The organism is Polynucleobacter sp. VK25 (assembly GCF_018687355.1).
Taxonomy (GTDB): domain Bacteria; phylum Pseudomonadota; class Gammaproteobacteria; order Burkholderiales; family Burkholderiaceae; genus Polynucleobacter.
This window is the reverse complement of sequence record NZ_CP061288.1, coordinates 126,132-143,846: the sequence shown is the minus strand read 5'-3', so window position 1 is coordinate 143,846 and position 17,715 is coordinate 126,132. Positions and strand designations below refer to the sequence as shown.

At 46.2% G+C, this 17,715-nt stretch carries 18 protein-coding genes; 13 read left to right on the top strand and 5 right to left on the bottom strand.

Features of this window, described 5'->3' with window-relative positions:
• The first annotated feature begins 26 nt into the window (after positions 1–26).
• From bioA to AOC21_RS00805, 4 genes are read left to right on the top strand one after another with little or no spacing between them, the layout of a single operon-like run.
• Complete coding sequence (gene bioA, locus AOC21_RS00820) at positions 27–1,373, top strand: adenosylmethionine--8-amino-7-oxononanoate transaminase (protein WP_215391934.1); 1,347 nt, start codon at positions 27–29, stop codon at positions 1,371–1,373.
• Positions 1,370–2,617, top strand: coding sequence for an 8-amino-7-oxononanoate synthase (locus AOC21_RS00815; protein ID WP_215391933.1), 1,248 nt, complete (start codon positions 1,370–1,372; stop codon positions 2,615–2,617). The genes bioA and AOC21_RS00815 overlap by 4 nt, the downstream gene beginning before the upstream one ends.
• Entirely contained in the window at positions 2,610–3,329 is a 720-nt protein-coding gene (gene bioD / locus AOC21_RS00810; RefSeq protein ID WP_215391932.1) for a dethiobiotin synthase, read from the top strand. The genes AOC21_RS00815 and bioD overlap by 8 nt, the downstream gene beginning before the upstream one ends.
• 56 nt (positions 3,330–3,385) lie before the next feature.
• Entirely contained in the window at positions 3,386–4,582 is a 1,197-nt protein-coding gene (locus AOC21_RS00805; protein ID WP_215391931.1) for a M20 aminoacylase family protein, read from the top strand.
• Positions 4,583–4,602: 20 nt separating this feature from the next.
• On the opposite strand, the gene AOC21_RS00800 is transcribed toward AOC21_RS00805, so the two are convergent.
• From AOC21_RS00800 to apaG, 3 genes are all read right to left on the bottom strand, one after another.
• On the bottom strand, positions 4,603–5,379 hold the full coding sequence (locus tag AOC21_RS00800; protein ID WP_068320268.1) for an enoyl-CoA hydratase: 777 nt from the start codon (positions 5,377–5,379) through the stop codon (positions 4,603–4,605).
• A 27-nt stretch (positions 5,380–5,406) separates the two neighbouring features.
• Positions 5,407–6,537 (bottom strand): murein transglycosylase A, encoded by a 1,131-nt coding sequence (locus AOC21_RS00795; RefSeq protein WP_215391930.1) that lies wholly within the window; start codon positions 6,535–6,537, stop codon positions 5,407–5,409.
• A 130-nt stretch (positions 6,538–6,667) separates the two neighbouring features.
• Complete coding sequence (gene apaG, locus AOC21_RS00790) at positions 6,668–7,042, bottom strand: Co2+/Mg2+ efflux protein ApaG (RefSeq protein WP_215391929.1); 375 nt, start codon at positions 7,040–7,042, stop codon at positions 6,668–6,670.
• A gap of 49 nt (positions 7,043–7,091) precedes the next feature.
• On the opposite strand from apaG, the gene rpe reads away from it, so the two are divergent.
• Genes rpe through trpC form a run of 5 tightly spaced genes read left to right on the top strand, consistent with a single transcriptional unit; the run spans position 7,092 to position 11,729 of the window.
• Positions 7,092–7,817, top strand: coding sequence for a ribulose-phosphate 3-epimerase (rpe, locus tag AOC21_RS00785; RefSeq protein WP_215391928.1), 726 nt, complete (start codon positions 7,092–7,094; stop codon positions 7,815–7,817).
• Positions 7,817–9,322 (top strand): anthranilate synthase component I, encoded by a 1,506-nt coding sequence (gene trpE, locus AOC21_RS00780; RefSeq protein WP_215391927.1) that lies wholly within the window; start codon positions 7,817–7,819, stop codon positions 9,320–9,322. Before rpe ends, trpE begins: the two co-directional genes overlap by 1 nt.
• Positions 9,306–9,872: an aminodeoxychorismate/anthranilate synthase component II gene (locus tag AOC21_RS00775; RefSeq protein WP_215391926.1), complete on the top strand. Its 567-nt coding sequence runs from the start codon at positions 9,306–9,308 to the stop codon at positions 9,870–9,872. The genes trpE and AOC21_RS00775 overlap by 17 nt, the downstream gene beginning before the upstream one ends.
• 17 nt (positions 9,873–9,889) lie before the next feature.
• Positions 9,890–10,915, top strand: coding sequence for an anthranilate phosphoribosyltransferase (gene trpD / locus AOC21_RS00770; protein WP_215391925.1), 1,026 nt, complete (start codon positions 9,890–9,892; stop codon positions 10,913–10,915).
• A gap of 10 nt (positions 10,916–10,925) precedes the next feature.
• Positions 10,926–11,729, top strand: a complete 804-nt coding sequence (gene trpC, locus AOC21_RS00765; RefSeq protein WP_215391924.1) for an indole-3-glycerol phosphate synthase TrpC — start codon at positions 10,926–10,928, stop codon at positions 11,727–11,729.
• Here trpC and AOC21_RS00760 read toward each other — a convergent pair.
• Complete coding sequence (locus AOC21_RS00760) at positions 11,710–12,279, bottom strand: hypothetical protein (protein ID WP_215391923.1); 570 nt, start codon at positions 12,277–12,279, stop codon at positions 11,710–11,712. The genes trpC and AOC21_RS00760 overlap by 20 nt on opposite strands.
• Before the next feature lie 110 nt (positions 12,280–12,389).
• Between AOC21_RS00760 and AOC21_RS00755 the strand changes: the two genes are divergently transcribed.
• A complete protein-coding gene (locus AOC21_RS00755; protein ID WP_215391922.1) occupies positions 12,390–12,740 on the top strand; it encodes a hypothetical protein in 351 nt (116 codons plus the stop codon).
• A 73-nt stretch (positions 12,741–12,813) separates the two neighbouring features.
• Here AOC21_RS00755 and ychF read toward each other — a convergent pair whose 3' ends face one another.
• Positions 12,814–13,908: a redox-regulated ATPase YchF gene (gene ychF, locus AOC21_RS00750; RefSeq protein WP_215391921.1), complete on the bottom strand. Its 1,095-nt coding sequence runs from the start codon at positions 13,906–13,908 to the stop codon at positions 12,814–12,816.
• 40 nt (positions 13,909–13,948) lie between these two features.
• Between ychF and AOC21_RS00745 the strand changes: the two genes are divergently transcribed.
• Genes AOC21_RS00745 through AOC21_RS00735 form a run of 3 tightly spaced genes read left to right on the top strand, consistent with a single transcriptional unit; the run spans position 13,949 to position 17,713 of the window.
• Positions 13,949–15,223 (top strand): FAD-dependent monooxygenase, encoded by a 1,275-nt coding sequence (locus AOC21_RS00745; protein WP_215391920.1) that lies wholly within the window; start codon positions 13,949–13,951, stop codon positions 15,221–15,223.
• A complete protein-coding gene (locus tag AOC21_RS00740) occupies positions 15,216–15,932 on the top strand; it encodes a DsbC family protein (protein ID WP_215391919.1) in 717 nt (238 codons plus the stop codon). The genes AOC21_RS00745 and AOC21_RS00740 overlap by 8 nt, the downstream gene beginning before the upstream one ends.
• A gap of 5 nt (positions 15,933–15,937) precedes the next feature.
• Positions 15,938–17,713, top strand: coding sequence for a M61 family metallopeptidase (locus AOC21_RS00735; protein WP_215391918.1), 1,776 nt, complete (start codon positions 15,938–15,940; stop codon positions 17,711–17,713).
• Positions 17,714–17,715 lie beyond the last annotated feature (2 nt).

The window sequence follows — 17,715 nt, the reverse complement described above, 5'->3', positions numbered from 1 at the left end:
GAAAAACTAGTGGTCAAATATCAAACATGAAGGTTATTTCTGATTTAAATCAAGTCCCCCTCGTTGATCGCAGCCTGGCAGCAGTTTGGCACCCATGCACTCAGATGAAACAGCATGAGTCCTTTCCATTGGTTGCAATTGCAAAAGGTAAGGGCGCCTGGCTTTATGACGAAAACGGAAGAGCCTTGCTCGACTCCATTAGTTCGTGGTGGACCAATTTGTTTGGCCACTCTAATCCACGCATCAATCAAGCGATTACAGCGCAACTAGAAAAAATTGAGCACGTCATGCTCGCAGGATTTACTCATCCACCAGTAGTGGAGCTGTCCGAAAAACTTTCCGCATTAACCGATCACAATTTGGGTCACGTCTTTTATGCATCCGATGGAGCCTCTGCAGTAGAGATTGCACTAAAGATGAGTCATCACTACTGGCAACTCAATGGCAAGTCGCAAAAGAAAAAGTTTGTTTGCCTAGAAAATGGATATCACGGAGAAACACTGGGTGCATTAGCGGTAACTGATGTAGCTATTTTCCGAGAAGCATACGGATCACTCTTACAAGATGTATTCACAATTACTTCGCCAGATGCACGTAAAGCAAAAGCAGATGAGAGTGCAGAAGATGTAGCAAAGGATGCAGCCAAGCAACTTGAAGAATTGTTTATCAGAGAGCATCACAACATTGCCGCCATCATTATTGAACCGTTAGTGCAATGTGCAGGACAAATGGCTATGCATTCTCCTGAATACCTTCGATTAGTGAAGGGCTTATGCAATCAATACGAAGTGCACCTCATTGCAGATGAGATTGCGGTAGGCTGTGGGCGCAGCGGCAAGTTCTTTGCCTGCGAACATGCCGGTATCTGGCCAGACTTTTTAACCCTCTCAAAAGGCATTAGTGGCGGCTATTTACCGCTATCACTCTGCCTTACCACTGACAAGATTTACCAAGCGTTTTATGGCGATCAAACATCACAAGGATTTTTGCATTCCCATTCATACACTGGCAATCCACTGGCATGTGCCGCAGCATTGGCCTGTCTAGAAATTTTTGAAACTGACAAAGTATTAGAAAAGAATATTGAACGCTCTAAAGATTTAGCCAAAGCATTCGCTTGGGCAAAAACAGATTCTCGCATTGAGCATTGGCGCCAACAAGGAATGATTTTGGCATTCGATGTTAAAAATGCTTACCTTAAAGACCCGAAAACATTTGCACGTACTATGTTTGCGAACAGCCTAGACAAAGGTGTATTAATCAGACCTATCAGTAATACGATTTATGTCATGCCTCCGTATATTTTGTCGCCAGAAGAAACAACGCAGTTAGGCAATGCTGTTCAGAGTGCCCTTGAGAAAACATTGGCATGACGAATACCGCAAACGTATTTAATGCCCTGCATTTAGCGCAAGAGCAAATTGCAGATCTTGAGACGCAACTACTAAAACGAAAACTCAGGGCAACTACGACCCCATGCGACATCAAAGCTTTGGTTGATGAACGAGAGCTAAAAGCGTTTTGCAGCAACGATTACTTGGGTCTTGCGAACCATCCTGAGCTGATTAAAGCGCTTGCTGAAGGTGGTGAGAGGTATGGGGTAGGCAGCGGAGCTTCGCATCTCATCAGCGGCCATAGCATTGCTCATGAGTTACTTGAGAAACAGTTGGCCTCCTTTCAAAAGCTACACATACCGGATGCAAGAGCACTCTTTTTTAGTACCGGCTATCTTGCTAATCTGACGGCTATCACGGCACTAGCAAGACTGGCGCCGCAAGGATCTACTAGTATTTATTCTGCAAAGTTAAATCACGCCTCCCTCATCGATGGGGTACGTTTGGCCGCTGCGCAGTCTAAAGCAAGCGTTATCTTGTTTGACCACAAACAGGTAGATACCTTAGCTGAATTGCTGAGAGCCGATACAAATTCTCTGAAGATAATCGTGATTGATGGTGTCTTTAGTATGGATGGTGATGTCGCCCCTACCAAGAAATTATTGGACCTTGCAGAACAATACGATGCACTGTTATTAGTAGATGACGCCCATGGATTCGGTGTTTTAGGAAAACATGGTCATGGCATTTTGGAGCAAGAAAATATCTGCTCTGATCGCATTATTTACGTTGGCACTCTTGGAAAAGCTGCTGGCGTCAGTGGTGCCTTTGTCTGCGCGCAGAGAACCTTTATTGAATGGCTTATCCAAAAGGGTCGTCCTTTTATTTACAGCACAGCAACGCCACCAGCAATAGCGCACACCCTTTCCAAGAGTTTAGAAATCATTGATGGTGATGAAGGAAGCAAGCGTCGCGCTCAACTCAATAATCTGATTGGTATCTGGCAAGATGAAATGCATTTTTCTCAATGGGAAAAGGTTCCCTCATGCACTGCTATTCAGCCCGTGATCTTAGGCAGCAATGCCAACGCCTTACTTGCTGCCAAGTTACTAGATGAAGCGGGTTATTGGATTCCTGCTATTCGCCCACCCACCGTTCCGCAGGGAAGTGCGCGATTGCGCATTACGTTCTCAGCCAATCACAGTGAAGCTGATGTACGTCAACTCATTGCCACTCTGAATGCCATTGAAAAACAGATCATCGATAAGGCAGCTCATGAGTAAGCCCAATGGTTTCTTTGTCACGGGTACCGATACCGAAGTTGGTAAAACTTTAGTAAGCGGGGCACTGATTCTGAAATTACGCGAACAAGGGGTGAATGCTATCGGCTTTAAGCCCGTGGTCGCCGGAACTTATAAAGATGCGCAGGGCTTTACCCAGAATGAAGATATCGAAACGCTGCGCATTGCATCAAATCTAAGCTCTGATGAATTGAGTCTGTGTCCTTATGTGCTCGATCAGCCGGCAGCCCCTCACCTCGTAGCGAAGCACCAAGGCTTAAAGCTTGAAATGGCCGTGATCACTGAAGCGTTTCGAAATACCCAAAAGCATGCTGACTGCATCGTTGTTGAGGGTGCCGGTGGCTTACTCATCCCCTTAAATGAAGATGAGAATTTAAGTGATTTCGCAAAAGAAATTCATTTACCCGTCATTCTTGTGGTCGGCATGAAGTTGGGCTGCATAAATCACGCCCTCTTAACTTATGAAGCCATCAAAGCGCGCAACCTCAATATTGTTGGATGGGTGGCCAATGCCCTTTCAGAAGAAATGCCACTTCTTCAAGAAAACCTGCAGACCTTGCAAACCAGAATGAATACTCCTTTTTTAGGGCTTATTTCAGCACTCCCAAAAGAATTGCAAAAGCCTGTAAACAGCCCGTATTCGATTGAGGCCCTGACTTTTGCTGCAAAGCACATTCAATTACCTAGTAATTAAGAAGCTATAACTTACTTCAGAAGACATATCAAAAGACTTTCGGATAAGATGAAGGGATGCATTTAATTCCTGAAATTACTGAGTCCGCAGAAGCTATTCAAGAAATTCGCCGCAATATTCATGCTCACCCTGAATTGCGTTTCGAAGAAAATCGCACATCTGATCTAGTGGCGGAAGCACTTTCCAGCTGGGGAATTACTGTTTATCGTGGCATGGGAAAAACTGGTGTGGTCGGTCGTCTGGATGGTGACTTAGGACCAGGCAAGATGATTGGCCTACGCGCTGATATGGATGCGCTGCCATTACAAGAGCACAACAACTTTGCTCATGCTTCAAAAAATCCAGGCAAGATGCATGCATGCGGACATGATGGTCACACGGCAATGTTGCTTGGCGCCGCACAATATTTATCTAATCATCGCGAGTTCAAAGGCACGGTGATTTTTATTTTCCAGCCAGCCGAAGAAGGCGGTGCTGGTGCGAATGAAATGATTAAAGATGGACTCTTTAAAGAGTTTCCATGTGATGCGGTCTTTGGTTTACACAACTGGCCCGGTTTTCCGGCAGGTCACTTTGGTGTTACTGCCGGCCCCATGATGGCCTCTAGTAATGCTTTTGAAATTACCATCACAGGCAAAGGTGGTCATGCTGCGCTACCCCATAACAGCGCAGATCCAGTATTTGCCGGCGCCCAAGTAGTGCTTGCCTTGCAAAGCATCATTACGCGCAATAAGCGCCCTGTTGATGCTGCGGTTTTATCCATTACCCAGTTTCATGCGGGAGAAACTAGCAATGTCATTCCTGATAGCGCCTTCATCGGCGGTACGGTTCGCACATTTACATTGGATGTCTTAGATCTGATTGAACAACGTTTGCGAGAAATTGCTCATAGCGTTGCAGGCGCATTTGATTGCCAAGCGGAGATTGCCTTTTCCAGAAATTACCCGCCCCTCATTAATCACGCCAATGAAGTGAAATTCGCCACAGAGGTAATGAGTGAGTTAGTGGGTGAACAAAACGTCAATAGCTCTGTGGATCCAACGATGGGCGCCGAAGACTTTGCATTTATGCTGCTCGAAAAGCCAGGTTGCTACGTGTTCTTAGGCAATGGCGATGGCGATCATCGCTCGGTAGGCCATGGCATGGGCCCATGCCATCTTCACAACCCTTCGTACGACTTCAATGATTCTTTGATTCCAGTAGGCGTGAGCTATTGGGTCAAACTAGCTCAGCGCTTCCTAGAAAAAAACTAAATTCTTTTTGAATTACTGACTTAAGAGTTCGTAAATTTGGCTGGACGTTTTTCCATAAACGCAGCCATGCCTTCTTTTTGATCGTTCGTTGCAAAGCAGGCATGAAAGAGACGGCGCTCAAAATGAATACCCTCAGACAAAGTAGTCTCATAGGCAGTGTTGATACTTTCTTTCACCATCATTGCAGTTAATAAAGGCATATCTGCAATCCCTTTAGCAATTGCTTTAACTTCTTTCAGCAAATCCGCTTGAGGGAAAATTCTGGCGACTAAACCTGAACGCTCAGCTTCAGCAGCATCCATCATGCGGCCTGTTAATGCCAAGTCCATCGCTTTGGCTTTTGATACAGCACGTGGCAAACGTTGCGTGCCGCCAGCCCCAGGAATAATGCCCAGCTTGACTTCAGGTTGCGCAAACTTTGCGTTGTCCGCAGCCATGATGGTGTCGCACATCATGGCCAACTCACATCCGCCACCGAGTGCATATCCTGACACAGCAGCAATTACAGGCTTACGCACTTTTTTAATCTCTTCCCAATTGCGGGTAATAAAGTCGCCGCGATAGACATCTTTCAAACCGTACTTAGCCATAGATGCGATATCAGCACCAGCTGCAAATGCTTTTTCACTACCAGTTACGATCATGCAGCCGATATTGTCATCAGCATCAAACGCTAATAATGCCGCGCCCAACTCCTCCATGAGTTGATCGTTCAGCGCATTCAATACTTCAGGACGATTCAAAGTAATGGTGGCAACCTTGCCGTCGACTTCAGTCAAAATTGTTTTGTAGCTCATGAATTTCTTTCAGTGAAATGAATTTGATTAACGTGGAAGCAATAACCACATCCTGCCATTTTGTTTCATGCGACCCGCCATCTCTCCAGCAGAATCCCCAGAACCCCAATAGTAGTCTGCCCTTACGCCACCCACAATGGCCTTGCCCGTATCTTGGGCCATCACGAGTTTTTGCAAAGTCTGACTACTGAGGGGTTTAGTGGTTGCCAAAAAGACAGGCGCGCCCAATGGCATCGCTTGTAAATCAACCGCAATACTGCGCTCGCCCGTTAGCGGAACACCTAAAGCTCCATTGGGACCCAAGTCTGCAGCTACATTGCCTGGCAATTCTTTAAAGAAAACAAAACGAGGGTTTGCATTCAGCATGTCATTTACTTGGCCGGGATTACGCTTAGCCCATTGCGAGATGCCTTGCATCGTCGCTTCGCTACGGGTTATTTCTTTCCGATCTAACAGCCACTGAGCAGAAGATTTAAAAGGTTGATCATTGGTGCCAGCAAAACCTAAACGCAAGATGCGCCCATCTTCAAGACGAATCTTTCCCGACCCCTGGATTTGCATTGAGGCTGCCTCAACAGGGTCTTGCACCCAAGCAATTTCTGACCCTTTTAAAACTCCTGAACTGATTAACTCTGCACGCGTTGGGCCTGGATTAGGTTTCGATTTGCGCCATGCATTTGGGTAACCATAAAGTGGCACATTGTAAGTACTGGTGCGGGTTAGCGAGCCATTCATAAGCGGCTCGTAATAGCCAGTAATTAATCCTGTATCACTTCCAGAGCTGTTACGAATTTCATAGGCTTGAAAATTACTTTCAAAATATTTACGAACAGCTTGTATGTCACGGCCTGAAACATTACTCGCTTGGGCACATACCTGCCGCCAATTTATTTCACTGCTCTTTTTGCGTAAGGCATCACAGCTTTTTAACCATGCAGGCCAAGCTTGAGATAAATCATCCTCTTGCCAGCCAGGCAGGGCTTGCCAAGAAACAGCGCTAAAGCTAGCAATAGAAGAGCTGTAGGTAGATGGTGATGCACCAGAACCACTAGAGCGATACCCCGTTCCGCGAGTTGGGGGCGCAGAACATCCAGCAATCAAACTCGCTAGAAGAATTGCGAATACACTTAACGAGACAAATTTAAATTTAGAAATCATGATTGCCAATTTACTCGATGAATACCCAATGCTGCTTTTTGTCTTTGAAGGCGCTGTTGCCTTAGGACTTTTATTATTTATTGTCCTTTGGACGGGCAAAGGTAAAAAATAGGATTTCGGATACCTTGTTTTAATGCAGGGTACGCGGCATCACCAGAGCAAATTCTGGGATAGGGGCCTGAAAGAACTGAGCGTCCTCTGTCACGCAAAAGTACTCCCCTCGCATTGTTCCTGCAGGAGTGGGCAAAGTAGCCCAGCTGGTGTACTCAAAATGCTCGCCAGAACGCAATAAGGGCTGTTGCCCAACAACGCCTAGACCTTTTACTTCCTGGACATCGTTATCCCCGTCCGTAATGAACCAATGACGGGCAATTAGCTGAATACTGGCCGTTCCGGTATTGCGGATGGTGACGGTGTACGCAAAGGCAAATTGGCGATTATCGGGGTCGGATTGGTCGGGAAGGTACTGGGCTTTGACCGTAATGCTCATTTCGTGGGGATTCATGCTCGAATTCTGCTCCATCCTTAGGCCAACTGCAAGCTAGAATCTAGGGATGGAAAGCCAAAAATCATCCCCAAATAGTCAATTTGTGATTGCCCCATCTATTTTGTCTGCCGACTTTGCCTGCCTAGGCAAGGAAGTGCAGGACGTTTTAGTCGCAGGGGCTGACTGGATTCACTTTGATGTGATGGATAACCACTACGTACCTAACCTCACTATTGGCCCCTTGGTGTGTGAGGCTATTCGTCCTTATGCAAATAAAGATGGGAAACCTGCAGTGATCGATGTTCACTTAATGATCGAGCCAGTAGACCGCATCGTTCCTGATTTTGCTAAAGCAGGCGCTAATTTAATTAGCTTTCATCCTGAAGCCAGTCCTCATGTCAATCGCACGCTGAACTTGATTCGCGACCAGGGGTGTCAAGCTGGTCTTGTACTCAATCCAGCTACACCACTTGATCATCTTGATCACACGTTGGAATTACTCGACCTTGTATTACTCATGTCAGTAAACCCAGGGTTTGGTGGTCAATCATTTATTCCGAGCACTTTGCAGAAGATTACGCAAGTACGCGCACGCCTCGATCGCTATCAAGCTGAGACTGGGCGACACATTCGCCTTGAAGTAGACGGTGGCATTAAGGTCGACAATATTGCGGCAGTAGCACAAGCAGGTGCTGATACTTTTGTTGCTGGCTCAGCAATCTACGCACAAGAAAATTACGCACAAGTAATTCAAGCAATGCGCACTGAGTTAGGAAAGTCAGGAAAAGCGTAATGCAGCTTGAAGAATTTAATGCCCTAGCTAAGCAGGGTTTCAATCGCATCCCCCTAATTAAGGAGGTTTTGGCTGATCTTGAGACCCCACTATCACTCTACGTCAAGCTCTCTCAAGCATTTGGCAAGACCAATACCTATCTATTGGAGTCTGTTTTAGGTGGTGAGCGTTTCGGCCGCTTCTCCTTTATTGGCCTGCCTGCCAAGACTATCGTGAGAACTGTTGGCACACCTACTGCACCAGTAAATGAAGTCGTAACAGACGGAAAAGTTGTTGAGGCGAATACTGAGAATCCGCTCGACTTTGTTGATACTTATTTCAAGCGTTTCAAGGTAGCTGTACAAGCTGATATGCCGCGCTTTTGTGGTGGTCTTGCTGGTTACTTTGGTTATGACACCGTTCGTTATATTGAGTCACGTTTAGCCAAACATCAACTACCGGATGAATTGGGCGTACCCGATATTCAACTCATGTTGACTGAAGAGTTAGCGGTCATTGATAACGTTGCTGGAAAAATTTATTTCATTGTTTATGCAGACCCAAGCATTGCAGGTAGCTTTGAAAATGCACAGGGTCGTTTAAAAGAATTGCTCGCCTGCCTTGGTAAGCCTGCAAATATGCCGGCCTCTTTACCAAGCACTAAAACCGATCTCATTCGTAAATTTAAAGCGGCTGATTTTGAAAACGCCGTACTCAAAACTAAAGAATATATTTTGGCCGGCGATTGCATGCAGGTCGTCATTGGTCAGCGTATTAGCAAGCCATTTACAGATTCTCCATTAGCTCTATACAGAGCTTTACGCTCTCTTAATCCATCGCCTTATATGTATTTCTATGATTTTGGCGATATGCAAATCGTAGGCTCATCTCCAGAGATTTTGGTGCGTCAAGAAAAACGCGCTGCCGAGAAGATTGTCACCATACGACCACTTGCCGGAACCCGCCCTCGTGGAGCCAATCCAGAAGAAGATGAGCGCTTAGCTAAAGAGCTCTTGGCGGATCCCAAGGAAATCGCCGAGCACGTCATGCTGATTGATTTAGCCCGCAATGACGTAGGTCGCATTGCCAAAACTGGCTCAGTCAAAGTAACTGACTCCATGTCTATTGAGAAGTACTCACATGTTCAACATATCGTGAGCTCAGTAGAAGGTGATCTTTTAGACAATATGAGCAATATGGACGTACTACGAGCCACCTTCCCAGCAGGTACCCTTTCAGGTGCCCCAAAAATTCGGGCCATGGAAATCATCGATGAGATGGAAATTGTGAAGCGCGGCGTATATGGTGGCGCAGTAGGCTATCTCTCCTTCTCGGGGGATATGGATGTAGCGATTGCCATTCGTACGGGCGTGATCCGTGACGGCATGCTGCACTCGCAAGCTGGAGCAGGTGTCGTTGCTGATTCTGATCCAACTGCCGAATGGAAAGAAACCGAAGCCAAGGCGCGTGCAGTCTTAACAGCTGCAGATTTAGTACAAGGAGGACTTGATGCTCCTAATGATTGATAACTACGATTCATTTACTTACAACCTCGTTCAGTACTTTGCAGAACTCGGTGAAGAAGTAAAAGTATTTCGCAATGATGAAATTGCCGTTGAAGAGATTGCTAAGCTCAATCCGGCTCGTATTTGTATCTCTCCAGGACCTTGCAGCCCTTCAGAGGCAGGCATCTCAGTGGAGACCATCAAACGTTATGCAGGGCAAATTCCAATCCTAGGAGTTTGTTTAGGACATCAGGCCATCGGTGAGGCGTTTGGCGGCAAAGTGATTCGTGCCCAAAAGGTCATGCACGGTAAGACTGATAGCATTCATCACACCGGCGTAGGTGTATTTAAGAATTTGCCCGATCCGTTTAAGGTGACTCGCTATCACTCTCTTGCGATTGAGAAGAGCTCCTTGCCGGCAATGCTAGAAGTAACTGCCACCTCATCCGATGGTGAGATCATGGGTGTACGTCATAAAGAGCTTGCTGTTGAAGGCGTGCAATTCCACCCCGAATCCATTCTTTCTGAGCATGGCCATGCCCTGCTTAAGAATTTTTTGCAAAACAAATAAAGTCTGTCAATAGCGCCATGTCAATTACTCCGCAAGAAGCATTACAACGCTGCATTGAACATCGCGAGCTCTTTCATGATGAAATGACGGCGATGATGCGCCTCATCATGAGCGGTGAAATGTCGCCTGAGCTAGTTGCTGGGTTGCTGGTTGCACTCCGCACCAAAAAAGAAACTGTTGGTGAAATTGCTGCTGCCGCACAGGTGATGCGCGAGTTTGCAACCTCAGTTGCGGTTGACGACCGCACTCATTTAGTAGATGTCGTCGGCACAGGTGGTGATGGTGCCCACACCTTTAATATCTCGACCGCTGCTATGTTTGTAGCTGCAGGTGCTGGCGCAAAAATTGCTAAACATGGTAATCGCAGCGTGAGTAGTAAATCAGGAAGTGCAGATGTATTAGAAGCGCTTGGGGTCAATCTAGCCTTATCTGCGGATCAGGTTGCTGCATGTATATCAAGCGTTGGTGCAGGCTTTATGTTTGCACCAAATCATCACCCGGCAATGAAGAACGTAGTGCCAATTCGTAAACAACTTGGTGTGCGAACCATCTTCAACATTCTTGGACCGCTTACCAATCCTGCAGATGCCAAACGTATCTTGATGGGCGTATTTCATGCTGACCTCGTTGGCATTCAGGCGCGTGTATTACAAGCCCTAGGAATGGAGCATGCCCTTGTGGTCTACGGACGCGATGGGCTTGACGAGATTTCTTTAGAAGGTCCAACATTGGTTGGTGAACTTAAAGATGGCGTAGTGCGTGAATATGAAATTCATCCAAAAGACTTTGGATTAAGTACAGCTCCGACTAATAGCTTCAAGGTGGCAAATGCTGAAGAGTCTAAGAAAATAGTTTTAGACGTACTCGATGGCAAGCCAGGTCCAGCAAGCGATATCGTCTGCCTCAATGCAGGTGCCACGCTTTATGTGGCTGGTGTAGCTAAAGATATTGCCAGCGGCATTGCATTAGCCAAGACTGCCATTACGTCAGGAGCTGCCCGTCAAAAGCTTGACGCCTTTGTTGCAGCAACACAATCTAAATAATTTATCCTTCATGAGCGATATTCTCGACAAAATTGTTGCAACCAAAAAGATTGAAGTTGCCAGCTGCCTACAGAAACTCTCACTTGCCAATCAACGCGAGCAGGCTGAAGCGAATAATCAAGATGTCCTTCTGAAGCCGCGAGGCTTTATTCAGGCCATTGAGAACAAGATCGCTGCTGGTAAAGCCGGGGTCATCACTGAAATTAAAAAAGCAAGCCCAAGCAAAGGCATTTTGCGCGAGAACTTCTTACCTGCAGCGATTGCACAGTCCTATGAAAAACATGGCGCCGCTTGTTTATCGGTTCTGACTGACAAGGATTACTTTCAAGGCTGCAATGCTTATCTACAAGAAGCACGCGCTGCATGCCAAATTCCAGTGCTACGCAAAGATTTCACAATAGATCCATATCAGGTCTATGAAGCACGCGCCATTGGTGCTGATGCGATCTTATTAATTGTGGCTTGCTTGGAACTGAATCAAATGAAAGATCTCGAAGCTTGCGCCCATGAACTAGGCTTAGATGTTTTAGTTGAAGTTCACAATGCACCAGAGTTAGAGCAAGCACTGGAACTTAAAACACCATTACTTGGCATTAACAATCGCAACCTCAAGACTTTTGAGGTCACACTGCAAACCACCCTTTCTCTTCTATCCATGGTTCCAGACAACAAAACCTTGGTAACGGAGTCAGGGATACTGAGTCGCACTGATGTAGATCTCATGCGCAACAATCAAATCAATGCTTTCTTGGTCGGCGAGGCTTTTATGCGCGCCGCCGATCCCGGTGCAGCCCTTAGTGAGCTGTTCTCCTAATCTTTCTCAATAGATCTAAGCAGTATTTGATCAAGGAGATTAGTAGCAGTGAACCTAGTACATCACCTATAAACATCACTACGAAGTGATTTACGCTACCCGTATCTTCTAGAGTCATCGTAGAGAACCACCATTGATGAAGGCCCGCAGAAAGTAGGGAATAAATCAAAATACAAGCAATCAGTTTTGGGAAGTCTAAATTACTTAAGTCTGATTCGAGGCGAATATTGCTAAAAACAAAATATCTAGCCAAGTAAGGGGCAAATCCAGAAATAAGCCCAACACCAATACATAACGTTAAGTCATGCGGAAAATCGCCGTAATAACTAATTAAGAAAGATGCTGCAGCGATACCGATAGCGCCCGGCAAACCAAAAATTAACGTTAAAAATAAGCGTAGGCCGGCTGGCAAATAAATCCAACTTACTCCCAAGCCAAAAGTAATGCCGTTAGTTAGCCAACTATTAAAATAAAAAAGTAGTGCGTACGCTATCGCACTAATAGCGCATCCGATAAACCATTCTGATGAAATTTTGAGCAATTTAAACATTGCAGTAAGTATGGATTATTTTTATTTGACGCACGTCAATTGCTAAAATGAGACTAAGGGAATACACTGACATTAGCCTTAGAGCTAATATTAAATAATCGTCATCCAATATGCCAACTCCAAAAACTTCTCCCTATATTAAATTTCTCAATCTGATTGATGCCATAGATCGCATCAATCCAGGGAAAAAACTAGACTGCATCGAAGAGAGTTTGCTCGATAAGATTGTTGCTTGCGCTCACGCAAAACAGGCAATACTGGTTGGCGATTTGATTTCGCTTACTGACCTAGGATCACAAGCTACTTTGCATGGTCGCCTGAAAAATCTCAGTGCGATGGGTTACGTCAAAATGGCAGCCAACGCAGATGGTCGCAAAAAAGAAGTAGTTCCTACCAAGATGGCGATTAAACGCTATGAAGAAATTTCTAAATGCCTGGAGAAGGCAGCGAAAGCAGTTTAAATAACTTAACTCTTCAGCTCCATAAGCAAAAAGCCCTTTTCAGGGCTTTTTATTTTGCAAAGATAAGATTGTTTTAGACGTTAAACAAGAAGTTCAATACATCACCGTCTTTCACAACATACTCTTTACCTTCGGCTCGCATCTTGCCAGCTTCCTTAGCGCCAGACTCACCCTTGAACTGAACGAAGTCATCGTACGAAATCGTCTGTGCACGAATAAAGCCCCGCTCAAAGTCGGTATGAATGACGCCCGCTGCTTGCGGCGCTGTATCGCCCACATGAATAGTCCAAGCGCGAACTTCTTTCACACCTGCCGTGAAATACGTTTGCAAACCCAGCAATGAATAGCCAGCACGAATCACGCGATCCAAACCTGGCTCTTCCATACCTAAGTCAGCCAAGAACTCAATCTTGTCAGATTCTTCCAAGTCTGCAATTTCTGCTTCAATTGCGGCGCACACGGCTACTACAGGAGCATTTTCTTTTGCAGCATGTTGCTTAACCGCTTCAAGATGTGGATTGTTAGAGAATCCATCCTCTTTTACGTTTGCAACATACATTGCGGGTTTAGCCGTAATCAAGCACAAAGGTTTAATCAATAATTTTTCATCATCACTCAGATTGAGGCTGCGTACTGGCAAAGCAGAATCCAAATGCGCTTGAACTTTCGTGAGAACAGCAACCAAGGCTGCAGCCTCTTTGTCATTGCCAGACTTAGCAGCCTTGCTTGAGCGGTTCAGGGTTTTCTCCACCGTTGCCAAATCAGACAAAGCCAATTCAGTATCGATCACACCAATATCGGCGATAGGATCAATTTTTCCAGCAACGTGAATCACGTTGGGATCCTCGAAACACCGCACGACATGAGTAATAGCGTCGGTTTCACGAATATTCGCCAAAAATTGATTGCCGAGGCCCTCGCCTTTTGAGGCGCCAGCTACGAGACCAGCAATATCGACAAATTCGACGGCTGCCGGCAGGATGCGCTCAGGCTTCACAATCTCAGCCAAGGCGGCTAGACGGGGGTCAGGAACCTCAACAACGCCCACATTAGGCTCGATCGTGCAGAAAGGATAGTTTTCCGCTGCGATTCCAGCCTTGGTAAGCGCATTAAAGAGGGTAGATTTGCCGACGTTAGGCAGGCCGACGATGCCACATTTCAAAGACATGTTCGTATTGTAAAGGGGCTTGTTTCGATATCATCGAGTTATGTCAGAAGTTCAGCAAAATTCTCCCTCAAAGCCCTCGATCCCGAGCTCCCAAAACCGCACTGCAGATGTTGTGGTGGTTGGGGGCGGCATTGTTGGTAAGGCTTGCGCCCTAGGCCTGGCTCAGCTTGGCCTACAGACCATCGAGATTGCTCCCGATCTAGGGCAGAATGTCTCAAACCCACAGGGTCCTCAATGGGGGCAAAGAATTTATGCCTTTTCTCCAAGCACTCAGAAATTACTAGCTCACTTGCAGATTTGGGACGCCCTGGATCATGGTCGCCTACAACCAGTTCGAGATATGCGCATCTTCGGAGATCGCGGCGAAAAAAATGATCAACTCCATCTTTCCGCGTTTGAAGCTGGTGCCCCGCAACTTGCCTGGATTGGAGAATCCAATTTAATTGAGCACACCATTGATCAAGCATCGCGCTTTCAAAATAAATTAGAACGCATGAGCGATGCCGTAGAAGAGATCGCTGTTGACGCCGATGGCAGTACCCTTCACTTAAAAAATGGTGGCAGTATTCGTGCGCGACTCGTCATTGCAGCCGATGGCGCTAACTCACCTATTCGCGATCAAGTTGGCATTAGTGCAAGCGAAGAAAGTTACTCACAAAGTGCAGTGGTTGCCAACTGGCTTTGTTCCTATCCACATCTAGAAACTGCCTTTCAGTGGTTCTTGCCGGGCGGCGATATTGTTGCCATGTTGCCTCTACCCGGAAAGCAAGTCTCTATGGTGTGGTCAACCTCGCCAGAACATGCGGCAGACTTATTAAAACTGGATCAAGCCCAATGGCTTGAACGATTTACATCCATTGCCAATGGCGCAATTGTTAAACAATTAGGTGAGTTAACCCTCAACTCAAGTCCAGCCACCTTCCCCTTAAGAAAAATTCGCGCTACGCGATTTATTGGTCCTGAAGCATGCCCAAAGGTAGTCCTCATAGGCGATGCAGCCCACGTTATGCATCCACTGGCCGGCCAGGGACTTAACCTGGGACTTCGAGATGTAGCAGTACTCCTAAACATTTTAGGCAAGAGGGAGTCTTTCCGATCGCCAAGCGACTTAGTGCTGCTTCGTCGCTATGAGCGTCAGCGTCAAGGTGATACCAGCGCGTTGTTATGGGTAACCGATAAACTGAAAAAATTATTTTCTGCAAGCAGCAATACAGAACGACAACTTCGTAACTGGGGTCTAGGTCTTGTGAATAAAAGCCATTTTATAAAACAGCGCTTAATAGAACGCGCTTTGGGAGAGATTGATTTTGAGTAAATTCTTATCTGCGATTGCTTTTATCAGCGCAACCTTACTTTGTGCAGGGCAACTACACGCACAACCAGAGCAGCAAGTAAAAGCTGAAATCCAAAAGAAGCTGGGTGCGAATGCTAAGGTGAAAAGTGTTACACCAGCCCCCGTTACCGGTCTATATGAAGTATTGGTTGGTAATGATATTTTTTATACCGATGCTTCTGCAAAATATCTCATCCATGGTGAAATCATAGAGCTCGCATCCGGTAAAAATCTTACTGAGCAAAGACAGACTGATTTAAACAAGATTAAGTGGAGTGACTTAACGCCTGCTAACGCCATCAAAAATGTGCGCGGCAACGGCAGCCGTCAACTAGCGGTCTTCTCAGATCCCAACTGTGGCTACTGCAAGCGCCTAGAGAAGTCCCTACAACAGCTCGACAACGTCACTATTTACACCTACCTCATTCCGATCCTATCGCCAGATTCCGCACAGAAATCAAAACAGATTTGGTGCTCCTCCGATCCCTATAAGGCCTATATTGATTGGATGATTAACGGTATTGCACCAAGCGGCAAAGGCGAGTGCAGTACGCCCCTAGATAAGAATATGGCTTTTGCTAAGACTTATGGAGTTACCGGCACCCCAACTTTATTCTTCACCGATGGCAGCCGCTTCCCTGGCGCTGTACAAATCACCGATATTGAAAAGAAATTTAGCTCTCTGAAATAAATATCATGAACTATGCCGACTTACCCGCAATTCAATATACGGTCTGGCCGGCAGATCTGCACGGCCATCATTTTCGCGTCAAGCTGCTGATTACTGATCCAGATCCCAATGGTCAGGTATTGCAAATGCCAGCCTGGATTCCGGGTAGCTATTTAATTCGTGATTTCAGTAAGCAGATTGAATCGATTGAAGCATATTCAATTGCAGGCACTAGAAAAAAAATTATTCTCGAGCGCATCGACAACGATCATTGGCGCTTACCACCCGTTAATGGCGCCATAGAAATCCTAACAACCGTTTACGCTTATGACTCTTCAGTTCGCGCCGCCTATTTAGATACTGAACGAGCCTTCTTTAACGCGACTAGCTTGTGCTTAGCCGTTAAAGGGCAAGAGCATTTACCTTGCTCACTCGCAATCACCGCACCAGAGCTTGCATTTGCAGATCACTGGACAGTGCAAACCACCTTAATGGTGGCTAAAACGGATGAGCGTGGATTTGGTTTTTATCTAGCGAAAAATTATGATGACTTGCTAGATCACCCAGTAGCCATGGGCGAGTTCCAGCTGGTGCATTGGAAATCAAATGGTATTGCCCACCGAATGGCAATCCAAGGATGCAATCACATTGTTGATACCAAGCGTCTCGCAGAAGATCTTCAAGCCATCTGCACTAGCACCATCAATCTCTTTGAACCTAAAACAAAGCTTGCCCCATTCGGGGAATATCTCTTCTTGGTTAATGCAGTTTTGAATGGCTATGGAGGCCTTGAGCACCGCGACAGCACGGCATTACTATGTAGACGCGATCAAATACCCCAAGAAAATATTCTTTTTGAAGAGTCTGCTTATCGAGAATTTCTGGGCTTGTGTAGTCACGAGTATTTCCATGCATGGTTGGTCAAGCGTATTCAGCCGAAAGCCTTTCAGCCCTACGATCTAGCTAAACGTAATCACACTCGCTTGCTCTGGCTGTTTGAAGGCTTTACTAGTTACTACGATGACCTCCAGCTATTGCGCAGCAAACGCATCGACCTCAAGACCTATTTAAAGTTAGTGGCGGATAACTGGAATGGCATCTTGCGCGGCCCCGGCCGTCACAAACAAAGCCTTGCTGATAGCTCCTTTGATGCTTGGACCAAGTATTACCAAGCGGACGAGAACACCCCCAATGCAGTAGTTAGCTATTACGGTAAGGGTGCATTACTGGCGCTTGGTCTGGACCTACACATCCGCGCTTTCTCTCAAAACAAACAATCTCTAGACGACCTCATGCGCCTGCTATGGCGCAAGCATGGAAGCGAGGGGATTGCAGAAGAAGGGTTAGATGCATTAATTTTTGAGCTACTTGGCAGCGGCTTTAGCAAAATCTGGGCTGATATAAAAGCTCGATATATTTTTGGCGTTGAAGATATTCCGTTACAAAAGTGGATTGGCTCAAACCTCATCTCTGTCAAACCAAAGTCTCTATCAGCACTAGAAAAACTCAAGTTGCAATTTGGTATGCGCCATGCGGATGTCAATGGCTGGCTCAAAGTTACGCACGTTCTCGATGGTGGTGTTGCCCAGGCAGCAGGATTGGCGGCTGGAGACTTACTGGCCAGCATTGATGGGCAGCGTATTACCAGTGCGCGCTGGGATAGGGTCTTAGGAAGCCTTGCTGAGAATTCCCACACTCGTATCACTTTCTACCGAGATGACCTAGAGCATGAGCGCATGGTCTCACTGAAGTCTGTTCAGATACCTACGCAATATGATCTGGCGCCTAAGAAAGATGCTTAATC

Coding starts and splice junctions, on each gene's coding strand:
- bioA (WP_215391934.1), top strand. CDS start 27: ATGAAGGTTATTTCTGATTTAAATCAAGTCCCCCTCGTTGATCGCAGC.
- AOC21_RS00815 (WP_215391933.1), top strand. CDS start 1,370: ATGACGAATACCGCAAACGTATTTAATGCCCTGCATTTAGCGCAAGAG.
- bioD (WP_215391932.1), top strand. CDS start 2,610: ATGAGTAAGCCCAATGGTTTCTTTGTCACGGGTACCGATACCGAAGTT.
- AOC21_RS00805 (WP_215391931.1), top strand. CDS start 3,386: ATGCATTTAATTCCTGAAATTACTGAGTCCGCAGAAGCTATTCAAGAA.
- AOC21_RS00800 (WP_068320268.1), bottom strand. CDS start 5,379: ATGAGCTACAAAACAATTTTGACTGAAGTCGACGGCAAGGTTGCCACC.
- AOC21_RS00795 (WP_215391930.1), bottom strand. CDS start 6,537: ATGATTTCTAAATTTAAATTTGTCTCGTTAAGTGTATTCGCAATTCTT.
- apaG (WP_215391929.1), bottom strand. CDS start 7,042: ATGAATCCCCACGAAATGAGCATTACGGTCAAAGCCCAGTACCTTCCC.
- rpe (WP_215391928.1), top strand. CDS start 7,092: ATGGAAAGCCAAAAATCATCCCCAAATAGTCAATTTGTGATTGCCCCA.
- trpE (WP_215391927.1), top strand. CDS start 7,817: ATGCAGCTTGAAGAATTTAATGCCCTAGCTAAGCAGGGTTTCAATCGC.
- AOC21_RS00775 (WP_215391926.1), top strand. CDS start 9,306: ATGCTCCTAATGATTGATAACTACGATTCATTTACTTACAACCTCGTT.
- trpD (WP_215391925.1), top strand. CDS start 9,890: ATGTCAATTACTCCGCAAGAAGCATTACAACGCTGCATTGAACATCGC.
- trpC (WP_215391924.1), top strand. CDS start 10,926: ATGAGCGATATTCTCGACAAAATTGTTGCAACCAAAAAGATTGAAGTT.
- AOC21_RS00760 (WP_215391923.1), bottom strand. CDS start 12,279: ATGTTTAAATTGCTCAAAATTTCATCAGAATGGTTTATCGGATGCGCT.
- AOC21_RS00755 (WP_215391922.1), top strand. CDS start 12,390: ATGCCAACTCCAAAAACTTCTCCCTATATTAAATTTCTCAATCTGATT.
- ychF (WP_215391921.1), bottom strand. CDS start 13,908: ATGTCTTTGAAATGTGGCATCGTCGGCCTGCCTAACGTCGGCAAATCT.
- AOC21_RS00745 (WP_215391920.1), top strand. CDS start 13,949: ATGTCAGAAGTTCAGCAAAATTCTCCCTCAAAGCCCTCGATCCCGAGC.
- AOC21_RS00735 (WP_215391918.1), top strand. CDS start 15,938: ATGAACTATGCCGACTTACCCGCAATTCAATATACGGTCTGGCCGGCA.